The sequence below is a fragment of the Roseivirga sp. YIW32 genome (assembly GCF_057219245.1).
This window is the reverse complement of sequence record NZ_JBXVVG010000001.1, coordinates 1,210,569-1,224,493: the sequence shown is the minus strand read 5'-3', so window position 1 is coordinate 1,224,493 and position 13,925 is coordinate 1,210,569. Positions and strand designations below refer to the sequence as shown.

15 protein-coding genes are annotated in these 13,925 nt (G+C 45.0%); 1 reads left to right on the top strand and 14 read right to left on the bottom strand.

The genetic code is table 11. The features are described from left to right. Window positions 1–100 precede the first annotated feature (100 nt). From AC2D6U_RS05925 to AC2D6U_RS05905, 5 genes are all read right to left on the bottom strand, one after another. Window positions 101–1,270, bottom strand: coding sequence for an acyloxyacyl hydrolase (locus AC2D6U_RS05925; protein ID WP_484720027.1), 1,170 nt, complete (start codon window positions 1,268–1,270; stop codon window positions 101–103). After that, window positions 1,267–1,857, bottom strand: coding sequence for a hypothetical protein (locus AC2D6U_RS05920; RefSeq protein WP_484720026.1), 591 nt, complete (start codon window positions 1,855–1,857; stop codon window positions 1,267–1,269). Before AC2D6U_RS05920 ends, AC2D6U_RS05925 begins: the two co-directional genes overlap by 4 nt. Window positions 1,858–1,981: 124 nt before the next feature. Next, on the bottom strand, window positions 1,982–3,388 hold the full coding sequence (locus AC2D6U_RS05915) for an NAD(P)(+) transhydrogenase (Re/Si-specific) subunit beta (protein ID WP_484720025.1): 1,407 nt from the start codon (window positions 3,386–3,388) through the stop codon (window positions 1,982–1,984). A gap of 3 nt (window positions 3,389–3,391) precedes the next feature. Then, complete coding sequence (locus AC2D6U_RS05910) at window positions 3,392–3,703, bottom strand: NAD(P) transhydrogenase subunit alpha part 2 (RefSeq protein ID WP_484720024.1); 312 nt, start codon at window positions 3,701–3,703, stop codon at window positions 3,392–3,394. Further along, entirely contained in the window at window positions 3,704–4,843 is a 1,140-nt protein-coding gene (locus AC2D6U_RS05905) for a Re/Si-specific NAD(P)(+) transhydrogenase subunit alpha (protein WP_484720023.1), read from the bottom strand. It lies immediately after the preceding gene. A gap of 126 nt (window positions 4,844–4,969) precedes the next feature. On the opposite strand from AC2D6U_RS05905, the gene AC2D6U_RS05900 reads away from it, so the two are divergent. Beyond that, window positions 4,970–6,439 carry a YfcC family protein gene (locus AC2D6U_RS05900; protein WP_484720022.1) on the top strand — a complete coding sequence of 490 codons (1,470 nt, stop codon included), beginning with the start codon at window positions 4,970–4,972 and terminating at the stop codon, window positions 6,437–6,439. A gap of 96 nt (window positions 6,440–6,535) precedes the next feature. On the opposite strand, the gene AC2D6U_RS05895 is transcribed toward AC2D6U_RS05900, so the two are convergent. The 9 genes from AC2D6U_RS05895 to AC2D6U_RS05855 form a co-directional block, all read right to left on the bottom strand. Continuing rightward, the gene (locus AC2D6U_RS05895; RefSeq protein ID WP_484720021.1) at window positions 6,536–7,312 is read right to left on the bottom strand and encodes a tRNA pseudouridine synthase A; all 777 of its coding nucleotides are present in this window, start codon (window positions 7,310–7,312) and stop codon (window positions 6,536–6,538) included. 36 nt (window positions 7,313–7,348) lie between these two features. After that, window positions 7,349–8,086 carry a 3-keto-disaccharide hydrolase gene (locus AC2D6U_RS05890; RefSeq protein WP_484720020.1) on the bottom strand — a complete coding sequence of 246 codons (738 nt, stop codon included), beginning with the start codon at window positions 8,084–8,086 and terminating at the stop codon, window positions 7,349–7,351. Window positions 8,087–8,130: 44 nt separating this feature from the next. After that, window positions 8,131–8,304, bottom strand: a complete 174-nt coding sequence (locus AC2D6U_RS05885) for a hypothetical protein (RefSeq protein WP_484720019.1) — start codon at window positions 8,302–8,304, stop codon at window positions 8,131–8,133. Between the two features lie 141 nt (window positions 8,305–8,445). Beyond that, window positions 8,446–8,835, bottom strand: coding sequence for a hypothetical protein (locus tag AC2D6U_RS05880; RefSeq protein ID WP_484720018.1), 390 nt, complete (start codon window positions 8,833–8,835; stop codon window positions 8,446–8,448). A gap of 40 nt (window positions 8,836–8,875) precedes the next feature. Then, the gene (mobA, locus tag AC2D6U_RS05875; protein WP_484720017.1) at window positions 8,876–9,457 is read right to left on the bottom strand and encodes a molybdenum cofactor guanylyltransferase; all 582 of its coding nucleotides are present in this window, start codon (window positions 9,455–9,457) and stop codon (window positions 8,876–8,878) included. Next, the gene (gene fdhD, locus AC2D6U_RS05870) at window positions 9,402–10,223 is read right to left on the bottom strand and encodes a formate dehydrogenase accessory sulfurtransferase FdhD (RefSeq protein ID WP_484720016.1); all 822 of its coding nucleotides are present in this window, start codon (window positions 10,221–10,223) and stop codon (window positions 9,402–9,404) included. The genes mobA and fdhD overlap by 56 nt, the downstream gene beginning before the upstream one ends. A 36-nt stretch (window positions 10,224–10,259) precedes the next feature. Continuing rightward, window positions 10,260–10,574, bottom strand: coding sequence for a DUF7009 family protein (locus AC2D6U_RS05865; RefSeq protein WP_484720015.1), 315 nt, complete (start codon window positions 10,572–10,574; stop codon window positions 10,260–10,262). 90 nt (window positions 10,575–10,664) lie between these two features. Then, complete coding sequence (locus AC2D6U_RS05860) at window positions 10,665–12,344, bottom strand: formate--tetrahydrofolate ligase (protein WP_484720014.1); 1,680 nt, start codon at window positions 12,342–12,344, stop codon at window positions 10,665–10,667. Window positions 12,345–12,474: 130 nt separating this feature from the next. Then, window positions 12,475–13,833 (bottom strand): MATE family efflux transporter, encoded by a 1,359-nt coding sequence (locus AC2D6U_RS05855; RefSeq protein WP_484720013.1) that lies wholly within the window; start codon window positions 13,831–13,833, stop codon window positions 12,475–12,477. Between the last annotated feature and the right edge of the window lie 92 nt (window positions 13,834–13,925).

The window sequence follows — 13,925 nt, the reverse complement described above, 5'->3', positions numbered from 1 at the left end:
AAAAGGGCATTAAATCAAAAGAAAATCATCTTTTAATTGACAAACGATTTCTCAATGGAATGGACTTTTTAAAAGATCTGGTGCTAATGCCAGAGGAGATTTAAAAGGTGAACAACTTTAATCCCATGCCAAATTCAAACCAATCGGCAGTAGCTCCTCTATAGGTCTTAAGTCCTAATTGAGTATAAATTCTATCGGAGATGTCATATTTCAAAGCAGGTCTTAGGTAAGCCCCATCTTTAATGTCCTGACCCGCTTCAATGATCATGGTTCCGGTTTGTAACCTGATGGTAAACTTCCAGAAACTAAAATCGTAGCCTAAGTGAACACCAGGAAATTGCGTTGTTTGGTGTTCTGAGTAAGCAGGTTCAGCATTAACGTCGGAAACACTAGGGTCTATGAAATAGTCGAAGCCGATGGTAAGCCCGCTTCGTTCTGATATTGAGTAGTTGTACTCTACTACGGATGATGAAGTCACATACCTTCTGCTAGTACCAGCATCTTCTCTATTTTGAACTGTGCCTATGGCCTGATAGAACTGAATTGTATGAATTCCGGTTTTCTTCGCCTTTCGAGTGTTCGATACATCCGGCCTTACGACTAGTATTTTTGATGGGTTGATTCTGTTTTCATTGAATTTGTTGTTTCTATTGAAATGGTACCTCAAACCAACATTAAGTCCTACCATATTGAGGCCGTAGTTGGGTTGAAAGGTGCGGCCATTCGAAAAATGGGTCAAATCGAACCCATAAGTGAAGTCCATTTCACGATTGACTGCATAAGCCCCGCCGATGGACGCATTGAAATAGGCTGCAAATCGAGCACCTATCGCATCGTTGATGGCGTTATTGGTTTCATCGTAAGGAATGAGGTTATACGTAAGTCCAAATCCAAGCCCAAGCTCAAATTGGTTTCTTTTCAATGCCTCAGTCAATGGAAAATTAATCCAACCGAACAAGGCATTAGGATTACCAAAAACGTCGGGATCACCGATATAGCCGCTATACCATCCAACGCCCCAAGTTGGGTACTTGTGAGCAGCGGCCCATTCGTCATTTGAACTCATTTGCCAGCCATACCTGAGCTCTAGTGCACCATAACCATTCTCAAGCAACTCTTCAAGCGTTCGACCCGTGTAGATATGGTTGCCGCCGTGTAGCTTGACTTCAAAAACCCGGTAAGGCATGCTGACGGAATCCTTCTGAGCGGAAAGGGTATGCGCCAAAACCAAAAAGGAGAAACAACAAATGAGTCGTATTCTTGCCATCATTTTAGCAGTATGCCCTCCTTGATGAGTACCTCAATTAAGCGATCGGCGAATTGTTCTGATGTTCTGCTGATGCTTTTTGGGTCGGAAATATCGAATTGTGCGGTCCATTGCATTTGCTCTGTCGCTACATCAAAAAGAGAAGCCTCGATATAATAATCCTTTGCTAAGTAATAACTAGGGGTGGAGGCATAAACATTCGCGTAAGACCAATACTGGGTATAATTTGCATCGTAATAAGTCATGGGTGCTGAAACACCGACACCCACTGAGGGTTTGGATTTGATGTTCTCTTCCGACCCTAAAATGGTCACGATGATCAGTCCATCGAAATTGAATTTATTGATGCGTTCCCGAATGTAGGCTTGCTGTTCTTCAGGGTTCATGTTCATTCCCTTTTTTACCTCTTCATTCCCCGCGAATGGGAATAGGGTAAAAGTAGGAACAACAGGATATCCTTTCGTTCTCATCTCATCCGAGATATAGCTTTCGACTTTATCCTTTGTTTCTTCATTGTCTGCGACCATGACGATACCCACCTTATTGAATTTTTTGGCTTCGACATTGGGTGCGGTCCATGAATCTTTCATTTGAATGGGACCAGCACAAGAGCAAAAGAAGGTAAGGCAAAGTATGCCCAGAAGATGCGATGTTTTCATGCCACGAAGATAATTCAACTTTTTATAGCCCACAGAACTTTTCAAAAATTAGCGTTTAAAGACTTTTTACCTCACTGATCAATTTCTCAATGGAGTCTTTTGCATCACCAAAGAGCATTCTGTTCTTGTCATGGAAAAATAGACTGTTTTCGATTCCAGCATAACCTTTTCCCATAGATCGCTTCATCACAATGACGTTCTTGGCCTTTAATACATCCAAAATCGGCATGCCATAGATTGGACTGGTCGGATCGTTCTCCGCCGCCGGATTGACCACGTCATTTGCGCCAATGACCAGCACGACATCGGTATTGGCCATGTCGTCATTGGCTTGCTCCATTTCCAATAGCTTGGGGTAGGGGACATCGGCTTCAGCTAAGAGCACATTCATGTGTCCAGGCATTCTACCGGCCACCGGATGGATGGCATAGTTCATTTCTACGCCTTTTTCATTCAGTATTTTTTCTAAGTTATGAATGGTATGCTGAGCTTGCGCTACCGCAAGTCCATAGCCGGGTACCACAGCCACTTTATTGGCGTAGGCCAGCAGTATGGCAGCATCGGTCACATTGATCTCTTTGATGGTTCCTTGTTCTCCATCAGCAGCCGCTGCCGCACCGCCCCCTCCGAAAGAACCTATGATCACATTCATCAAGGAGCGATTCATGGCAGTACACATGAGAACCGTTAAAATGGTTCCAGCCGAACCGACCAGTATACCGCCAGTCAACATGGCTTGATTGCCGTATAAGAATCCACCAAAAGCAGCCGCCATACCGGTAAAACTATTGAGTAGGGAGATCACCACCGGCATATCTGCTCCACCAATAGGCATGACGAAAAGTACGCCGTAGAAAAGGGAAAGCGCTAGCAAGAGGTAAATGTAGAGGGCTTCCGCATGTCCGAGCACAATGTAAGCCCCTAAGCCAAACATGGCGACTAACAACAGAATATTGATCACTTGCCCCGCAGGTAATGCTTTGTCACCTACTTTACCTTCCAGTTTGCCATAAGCCACAATACTTCCGGAGAAGGATACAGAGCCAATGATCAAACCCAATACGATGACCACCAACATGCCGATGTCAACAGCGCCACCATGGGCCAAATGGTCGAATTCCACCAAGGAGATAACTGCCGCACAAGCGCCACCCATTCCATTGAAAAAGGAGACCATTTGTGGCATGGCTGTCATTTTAACCTTCAGCGCCATGCGCATGCCAATGACCGTGCCGACGATAAGCCCTGCTAAGATCAACGCGTAGTTGATCCACTTGTCAGCCGTTAATTCTTCTTTAAATAGTATCGTTGCGATGATCGCCAGCCCCATGCCATATCCTGCAATCAGGTTGCCTTTTCTTGCTTTATCAGGACTGCTGAGCATTTTAAGCCCAAGAATAAAGGTGATGGAAGCGGCGATGTAACAGAGTTCAAGAACGCTCAATCCGAGTAATGATGTCATGGCTTACTTCTCCTTCTTTTTAAACATTTCCAACATGCGATTGGTGACGACAAAACCACCAACCACGTTTAAGGTGCCCAATACGACGGCCAAGAAACCTAGTCCTAAGGCCAAGTAGTTATCGGGTGAGGCTTGAAGCATGATGATGATCGACCCGATGATCACAACTCCGTGAATGGCGTTTGCACCAGACATCAACGGGGTATGGAGTACAGCAGGCACGTTCGAGATCACTTCTATCCCCAAGAAAATGGAGACAATGATAAGAAATATGAATTCTCTGTTTTCATAAAATAGCGTAAGTATGTCTTCCATTTAAGCAGTTTTTTCTTGTGGAAATAGTATTGAATTGACGCGTTCACTTCGGATCTCGCCATTGTGTGTAACGCAAGTGTTTTGTACGATATCATCTTCCCAATTCAGATTGAGACTTCCTTCAGGTCCAATGATCAACTTTAAAAAGTTGACGACATTTTTGCCAAACATCTTGCTAGCATCACTGGGCAAGGAGGAGGGGAGATTTGAATCGCCAATGATGGTGACTTGATGCTTCATGACGGTCTGTTCATTGACCGTCAGCTCACAGTTTCCTCCTGTCGATGCGGCTAAGTCAACAATGACCGAGCCTGCTGGCATGTTTTTGACCGTTTCTGCGGTAATGAGTACTGGTGCCTTTCTACCTGGAATTTGCGCTGTGCAAATGATGATGTTCGATTTTTTCGCATGCTCTTGGATCAATGCTTGCTGTTTTTGCTTGTAGCCGTCAGATTGTTCCACAGCATAACCACCAGCGGAGGCTTCGTCTTTTGCTCCTTCTACCTTAACGAATTTAGCGCCTAACGACTTCACCTCCTCTTCAGCTGCTGTTCTCACATCAAAGGCTTCGACCACAGCGCCCAGGCGTCTTGCAGAGGCAATGGCTTGCAATCCCGCTACACCTGCACCTAGGATCAGGACTTTAGAAGGGATGATGCTCCCTGCGGCTGTCATAAACATCGGGAAAAAGCGAGGAGAAGTGGCTGCAGCCAATAAGACCGCTTTATAGCCCGCGACTGTTGCCTGGGATGACAAGACATCCATGGCTTGTGCTCGAGTGGTTCTTGGAATGTTGTCAAGGCTAAAGGAGGTGGTTTTTAATGTCAAAAGCTTTTCAACCATCGACTTATTGCTTAAGGGTTGAAAAGCAGAGATCATCACTTGCTCAGGTTTTAGCTGCTGCAATTCGCTGTCCGTGATCGGATGAATGGAAAGCACCACATCTGCCCCGAGTACTTCTGCTCTGGTGACCATGCTTGCCCCAAGGGCTTCATAGTCAGCATCTGTAGCAAATGCTCGTGCTCCTGCATTTTTTTCAATGAGCAGCGATACGTTTAAATCGAGGAGAGTTTTGACACTTTCGGGTAGTAGTGCGACCCGATGCTCAACTTCGGGTTCTTTTAAAAGGCCTATTGTCATTTTCTTGAGAATGATTTCTCCGAAAATGTATCACTATTCTGTGAGAATAAAACTGACTTTCATCAGGTGTTGCACTCAATTCAAATTATTCTGTGAGTAGCGCAAAGCATTTTTATCTTTGGCTAGATGAAAAGCTTCAGTTTCCCCACACCCTATACCACGCTCATGGTAATCATTGCGCTCTCTGCGTTGGCCACTTGGTTTTTGCCTGCCGGTAGTTTTGATCAATTGAGCTATGAGGAAGGCTCTTTTCAGATAAGCGGTAATCGTAGCCTTGATCTGGCGGCAGAGCAGAGTACGCTCGATTCTCTCGGACTTAAGATGGAGCTGTCTAAGTTTGAAGAAGGAAAGATTCGAAGGCCTGTTTCTATTCCCGGTACCTATCATCTCTCTCCTGCAGCACCTCAAGGACTTCTTGCCATCCTGTATGCACCGATCCAAGGGATTTATGAAAGCATAGACATCATCTTGTTTGTGTTGATCATAGGAGGTTTTATTGGTGTGTTTCAACACTCAGGAGCTATGGATAAAGGGATAGCAGTTCTTTCACAGCGCATGGAAGGTAGAGAGAAATGGTTGATCGTTATCACCGTGGTCTTGATCTCTCTGGGGGGGACCACCTTTGGTTTGCAAGAGGAGACCTTGGCTTTTTATCCCATCCTTATGCCCATCTTTTTGGCTGCGGGATATGATCGATTGGTCACGGTAGGGGCAATTTACTGTGGTTCATGCGTAGGGTATATGGGGGCAACCATAAATCCTTTCAGCACCATCATCGCCTCGGATGCTGCAGGGGTGAATTGGACACTGGGTTTTTATAGCCGATCCGCGATGTTGATTCTTGGCGTATTGGTGGTCTGTATCTATTTGATTCGCTATGCAGAAAAAGTGAAGGCAGATCCCCAGCAGTCCTTGGTAGGAGGAGAGCGTGTGAAGAAGGCAGCTGAACGTTCAGTGGTATACTTATCCAAGGTCAATCAGTTCATGCTCATTTTATTTGCCCTTACCTTTTTAGTGATGATCTACGGTGTGTCGCAATTGGATTGGTGGTTTGAAGAAATGACAGCTCTTTTTCTTGTAGCGGCTATCGTGCTAGGAGTGGTTCAACGAGCCAAAGAAAAGGTTTTTGTGCAGGCTTTCGTGCAAGGCGCACGTGATTTGCTTGGCGTTTCATTGATCATTGGAATTGCTCGAGGAATTACGATAGTGATGAACGACGGAAATATTTCAGGAACCCTACTTAATGAAGCCGCCGCAGTTGTTGGAAACACCAGTGGTGTGGTATTTCTCCCTGTCCTTATGCTCATTTTCTTTGTTATGACCCTGTTCATTGCCTCTACCTCTGGTTTAGCGCTGGTCAGTATGCCGATCATGGGCGCCCTTGGCAATATTGTGGGCGTTCCAACCGAAGAAATAGTCAATGCTTTCTTGTTTGGTTCTGGTTTGATGATGTTCATTACGCCCTCAGGCGTCGTGCTGCCTTCATTGGCAATGGTCAACGTGCCCTATAACGTTTGGTTAAAATTCATGAGCAAGTTGCTGCTTATTTTAGGCTCAGTTGCTGCGGTGATCTTGATCATCGGATATTTGCTCTGAAGTGGTTTTTTCGTAGGAGAAAAGCGGTAGCTCAATTAAATGATGCTTAGCATTCTTCTCAGCATAGAAGTATTTCTAGAAAGCAGGCAGCATATGTTAGAGAGATACGGTCTGTAATTGCAAACCTGAGGCCGGTGCCACATGTTCGAGATGTTCAGCGAAATTGGCCGTTAAAGAGTTCTTCAGATAATTTGCATCGATTTCACCTTTTCCAATGCGGAACAATTGGCCCATCATCAGACGGATTTGATTCCGCATGAAACCCTTGCTTTCGAAATAAACGACGTAGGTCTGCTGAGGAAAGAATGAGGCGGTAAATTCATCATTGTTCATTAATTCGCATCGCTCAATTGTTCTCAAGGTATTTGTATCCGATTTTGGCTTTTTGCAATAGGCCCTAAACTCATGCGTTCCTTGAAAAAGCGCAGCTGCTTCTCGCATGGTATTGATATCAAGGACTTCAGGTATGGTGGTGAGGAAAGGAGCGGCAAAAGGATGGGCCTTTTCACCATGTGCGAAAAAGTAACGGTAGACCTTTATTTTTGGCTGTTGAATAATGTTGAACTCCGCCGTTGTTTCTTCCACACCTAAGGCCCGAATGTCAGCAGGGAGGTTTCTGTTGACGGAATGAAGAAACTCGTTTGGCTCATTCAAGGGTCGATCAAGGAACAACTCAAGCACAAACTCTTCTGCGGAGACCATGGCATCCGTACGGCTTCCTCCTAAAGTCTTGAAAGGCTGTTCTCCAAGTACAAATTTTAACGTGCGATCGATCATATGATGCACCGTTTTGAGCTTGGGTTGCTTGGCCCAGCCGTGATAGCGAAACCCTAGATATTGTATTCGAAGGAGGTAAAAGTACTTGGCTTGCATATGAAAAAGGCTTCCTCCAGAGAAGAAGCCTTCAAATTAACGTTTGCGAACTCGTATGTTTCTGAAGTGTACTTCATCGCCATGATTCTGAAGGCTGAAGCTTCCTGTCTTGTATTTGGCGTAGCTATCCGTATCTGCCCATTTGCTTTTGGCCTTAATTGCTTTCCAATCTTCAGAGCCTTCCTCGAATTCGAGTAATTTGATGCCGTTCAACCAATGCTCCACATGTCCATTGTCGTAAACGATCTTGACCTTGTTCCATTCCATGGCCGGATTCACTTGTTTTTCAACTGTCGGTGCATGCATGGCATAGTTTGAACCCACCATCTTGAAGGGTTCTGACTCTGAGCGCGAGAATTCGTCGTCGAGCAATTGAAATTCGGGACCCGTTTGAAAGTCATACCCATAGGCATCGCTTTCGACTACATGATAGAAGATCCCACTATTGCCTCCTTTACCAATTCTGTATTCAAGTTCAAATTCAAAATTACCAAAGCTGTCTAGCGTCCTCAAAGAAGTAGGAGAGAAGCCTCTGTTTTCTTCTCCTGCTCCATTATGACAAACAATTGCTCCGTCTATGATCTCCCATTCGCTGGTGATGGAGTCACTGCCGTAGACCTTCCATCCTTCAAAGGTCTTTCCATCGAATAAGGTGATCCAATCATTGGTAGCCTTAGTCGTTTCATCATTTTGTTGTTGATCTGACTTGTCATTGCTGCAGGAAATTAGCAGGCAAGAACAGCCGAGCAATAAGGTAAAGAGGAAATGTTTCATAATTCACAATTTATGTGAAGATATAAAATCGTTGGGAAGAGCAGTTACTCTCGCTTGTTTTTCAATTCATTTTCGAACCACAGAATGTATTTAACTGTCGTACGCCATAATGACTTTAATCCTTGCTTTTGGTCATCATCGAATTGAATAAACCGGCCATCGGCAGTATAAACTTGAATTGAAACACCAAAGATATCGTCTATTTGCTTGTTGATCATCAGACCATGCGTTCTAGCAATAGACCTTAGTTTATGCCATGCAGACATCATTCAATCCCAATCTTCGTGGTAGAGTAAATTGGCTTGGCAGTTTTCAATTTCATGGCGCTTGACTATTCCTTCAGGTGTTAATAGCTCAGCCTAACCTTGCATCAGATGTTTAGTGATTTTCTGGTTACCATAGGCGTAATAGCATTCCTCTTTGAGTTTAATTTGAGGAAGGAAGAATATCGCCAAGAAGAAATCGTTGACGAGGGTTTGAAAATCTAAAGAGCAACAGTTCTCTCTGCTATTAGTATCCACCCACTCTAAGCTCAACTCTTGATGATCTAGGATATAGGATTTGAATTGATCTAATAATGTCTTTAGCGTGGATTTTCTTATCAGTTGATCCTCCTCATTGGTAAAACGAAGTGTATAACTCGATGGATTGACTAAGCTATATGCACTAGTCAGCGTATTCCGAGATTCTTGGTCAACATCACCTACGATGCTGAACTTTATGATCTCTTTGTTTTTGACCTCAACCATGTGTGTATTAGACTAAAAAATTCCCAACAGCACGCCCAAATCAAGTCGGTAATGTATTGACATTGATAAAGGCTTTTATGTTGTTTGCAGCTATTAATTCAATCCCTGCATGATTAATGTAGTCCTTAAGTGTCACTTTATCAACCATTAATCTCATTTTTATCTCAGTTGTTAATACGGGATATAGTTTCATTGGGAAGGGTTGCATTTGATCATTAGCTTGGAAGCAAGCCGAGGTTGGGGATTTTAATAACCGTTCAATAAGGACATGTGCATTCGGCATATCGACAGGTACAAAGATGAGTGGTTGCTTTCGTTCATTCAAGGAACTGTAAATACCGCCAAGGGGCCCTTTGTTAGGGAAATGATCAAGAATGCAATCGAATTGAGATGAAAGAAGATCAAATTGCACGGCATTAACGGAAAGGAAAATCCTTTTCTTGAAAACAGCAAGCTTTTCCAGCTGATGAGCCAGGAAAGTCTTTCCCTGCCATTCCACAAATGCCTTGTCACGTCCCATGCGCTTGCTTTCTCCTCCCATGAGGATCACAATAGCAACCTCTTCATCAATAGACGATCCGCTCATTCCCGCTGTAACAGTTGAAGCTTTCTTTTCTAACAAAGCCGACCAGTGTGATGCCATGTTCTATCGCTAGATCGATGGCCAATGAAGAAGGTGCGCCTACTGCCGCGATGACTTGTATGCCCGCCATTGCCGCTTTTTGCACCAATTCAAAACTCGCCCGCCCACTGAGCAAAAGTACATGTTGCCTCAAAGGAAGCATGTTTTCGTTGAAATAGGCGCCAATGACTTTGTCCAGCGCGTTATGTCTACCAACATCTTCCTTGATCATCGCTAATTCTCCGTTTTCATCAAATAGGGCTGAGGCATGAATTCCTCCGGTGGCTTGAAATGCGCTTTGAATCGCATTCATTTTTTCGGGGAGCTGGTGAATCAGGGTTTTGTCGATGTGGATAGAAACAGGTTGCCGCGAAGCAGGAGCTACTTTGATCGCCTCGATGGAGGCTTTTCCACAAACCCCACAGCTCGATGTTGTATAAAAGTTTCGATCTGCATTTTTCAAATCCGTATTCACTGCTTCTGTGACTGTAATTTCAACGGTATTCTCCTCTTTATGATGTGCACTAAGGAAGCTTTCTCGCTCACGGATGATGCCTTCGGTAAAAAGAAAACCCAAGGCTAGGGAGATATCGTCTCCAGGAGTTCTCATGGTTACCGCAACGGACTTTCCCATTGTGTCCCCCTCTTTTTTTAACCGGATTTCAAGGGGTGCTTCGATCGCCAATTGATCTTCGATCGCTTGCGCTTCATTTCCTTGACATCGAACGATTCGATAAGAATGGATACCTTTTGATGCCTTATCCAATGGGTGGTGTGATTAGGGTAGTGGGTATATTGTGTTTCATTTTTTTAAGCTCGGCCAATAGTGAAAATCTTTTTCTACGCGCATGTGTAATTCGTTGTGGTCTGTCGCTTCAAATCCTATTCTATCGTCCGACTGCCAGCCTCTAATCAATGTGGCGGGTAAGTTGAGTTGTACTTGTCCGTTCATCATGCGTGCAGAAATGGCTTCTTCGTTACCGCTAACGACACGATATACACAGGTGTAGTCTCCAATCTTACATTTTTCTTCAACCATCCCTTCTTTACAAAGGTGGTTGACTTCCTTTGGCGTCAGCCTAAATCTGATGCTGTTGCCTTCAATACGTAATTTCATTAGTTAAAAAAATCTGTGGTTTTGAGAGGAAGACTTCCTCTCCCTCTCATAAAAAGTACTACAAATATCCTTCTAAAAACAACTGAAGTGTTAAGAAAGGCCTGATATTAATCCGTTGTCGTCAATGAACATGCCTTCAGAGGCAGGAGTAGCAGGTAAGCCAGGCATACGCATCATTTGCCCTAAAATAGGGATGATAAAGCCGGCTCCGGCAGCGAACTCAAACTCTCGTACGGTTACTTCAAAATCTTCTGGTCGTCCACGAAGCGATTCATTGTCGCTCAACGATTTCTGAGTTTTCGCCATGCAGATCGGCATTTTATCGAAGCCAAGTTGTTCCATTCTTCGAATTTGAAGCTTGGCGGTTTTCGAATAATCCACCCTTGTGGCACCATAAATTTCTTTGGCGATCGTTTCAATTTTGTCTTCGATCGAGGCATTCCAATCGTACAATGCCTTGAAGTTACTTCCCTTTTCAGCGACCACTTTTACCACACCCTTGGCTAGGTCCGTCATGCCTTCTCCACCTTTTGCCCATCCGTCGGCAACGATGGCCTGCGCACCAAGCACAGCACATTTTTCTTGGATCAATTGCACTTCCTCAGCGGTATCTGATGGAAAAGCATTGATGGCCACAATCGGAGTAATGCCAAATTTTTGAACATTTTCAATGTGTTTGGCCAAGTTGGCAAAGCCCTTTTCTACACGATCTATTGATGGCGTATTGTACTCCTCTTTTGATGCACCTCCATGGTGACGAAGGGCTCGTATGGTGGCGACCAATACCACGGCCTTGGGTTTTAAACCAGCAGAAACGCACTTGATGTCAAGGAACTTTTCGGCGCCCAAGTCGGCGCCAAAGCCTGCTTCGGTGATGGCATATTTAGCCAATGATAGCCCCATTTTCGTTGCGATCACTGTGTTGGTTCCCTGAGCGATATTGGCAAAAGGACCACCATGAATAATGGCAGGGTTGCCCTCTAAGGTTTGCACCAAGTTTGGCTTGATGGCATCTTTCAATAAGATGGCCATCGCATTTTCCGCTTTGAGGTCTTTTGCAAAAACAGGCTGCTTGTCAAAAGTATAGCCTATGAATATGTTCCCGAGGCGTTCTTTCAGATCTGAAAAGTTCTCTGACATGCAAAGAATAGCCATGACCTCTGAGGCAGGGGTGATGTTAAAACCGTCCTCGCGAGGAATACCATTGGCTGTTCCTCCCAAACCAATGGTGATCTGGCGCAAGGCCCGATCATTCATGTCCATCACACGCTTCCAGGTGATGGTTCTCGGATCAATGCCTAAATTTTGTGTTTTGCTTTGAATGTTATTATCGATCAAGGCGGAGAGCAGGTTGTTGGCTTTTTCTATGGCAGCGAAATCACCGGTAAAATGGAGGTTGATGTCTTCCATGGGGATCACTTGCGAATAGCCTCCACCAGCTGCACCACCTTTGATGCCAAAAACGGGCCCAAGAGAGGGCTCCCTGAGTACAGCGATTGCCTGTTCGCCAATGCGATTAAGTCCTTCTACCAGACCGATTGACGTGGTCGTCTTGCCTTCACCCGCCGGTGTTGGCGTCATGGCAGTCACTAAGATCAAATGGTTTTCTTCAATTGTTGATGGGTCGATCAGGTCTAATGGCAGTTTTGCCTTGTATTTTCCGTAATGCTCTAATTGATCAGGTTGAAGGTGAATGTTTGCTGCGATGTCATTGATATGGCGTATTGAGGCCGTTTGAGCGATCTCAATGTCTGAAAGGTGTTTTTCCATAGGGCGTTTGTTTACGAGGGATGAAATTAAAGGAATTCTTGAGAGCACAAACTGACTTCTGTCAGGCGGGTGCTATCCTAGTTCAAAACTTCATGCAATGTCCAGTTCAGGATCCGACCAGCCGATAGGGTCAAACCAGTCTCTTCTCTTTCCATTTTCCTCGTTTGAACCAGATGACCGTTAACAAACAGGGAATCACATAGCTAACGGGGAAGGACCACCAAACACCAAGTTCCTGATAGTCTTCCAACCCCGACACAAACCAAGCGAAAGGAAACTGAATGGCCCATATTCCGATAATGGTCAAGATCATGGACTCCACTGTGTTGCCAGAACCACGCAGTGTGCCAACCAGCGCCAGTTGAGCTCCCATAAAGCCAAAACTCAGCGAAACGATCTTGATAAAATCAACCCCCATTTGAACGACATGGTCCTCGGCATCCATGAAGGCGATCACTAGCGGTTCTGCGAAGAAGTAAAAAAGAATGCCAATTATGGAGAGTCCAACGAAGCCAATCCATGCCGCATACACGGCGCCCCGTTCAGCCCTTTCGATCTGTTGAGCACCCATATTTTGACCGACAACTGTCGAGGAAGCTCTCAATAGCCCCAGACCGAAGATCACGACAAAACTGATCAGCCGTGAGCCAACACCATAAGCTGCTAAAACCTCTGTTCCAAATTTCGCGGCTATACCCGTCATTAGCGTTAGGCCTAGGGCTCTGGCAGAAATCTCAATGGAGGAGGGAGCACCGATCTTAAAGGCCCTTTTTAAAAGGGGTAGATCGAAGGAGAATCCCTTGAGGCTCAATTTGATGTCTGTAGTTCCTTTGAATAGGATGTAGTGTCCGATGGCTGCAGAAAGCATCAAGGTGCACAAGGTTGAAACCGCAGCGCCAGCGACGCCATAGGCAGGAATAGGTCCCCAACCGTAAATGAACAAAGGATCTAAGACAAAATTCAGCGCTAAAGTGGCGGCGTTGATGTAGAGTGGAATTCGTACTTCTCCGATTCCTCTCAAAAGGGACTGGAACATGATGAATCCGAAATTGAACACCAAACCCACGAAGATCATGCGCTGAAAGAAGTTGGCGTCATCAAAAATGATGTCCTCAACCCCCAAAGCGAGCAGAATGTCTGGGCTGAGCCAATAGGCAATACCAGAAAGCACAAAGGACATCAAGACCACCATGCTCAGTGTTTGGGCTGCCACGTGATTCACCATGGCATTATTCTTTGCTCCTGCATATTGAGCGACTAGAATGCTGCCGGCAAAAGCAAAGCCAGAGCTTAAAGAGATCAGCAAGAAATTAACTGGGTAGGAGATGGAAACAGCGGCCACGGCATTGGCCCCTAAGCGGCCGACCCAAAAAGCATCAACCAATTGGTAACCGGTTTGTAGCAAATTGGCCCCGATGATGGGCAATGCCAATGCGATCAAGCCTTTGAGCAAGTTGCCTTGAGTGAGATCGATCTTTTGTCTTGCCATGAAAAGGCAAAGCTAAACGAATAGCGGCAAGCGTCAAGCGAATGATATCAAGTTCGTTTTTGGAGGGTCGATCTTATGGTAGAATTTCGACT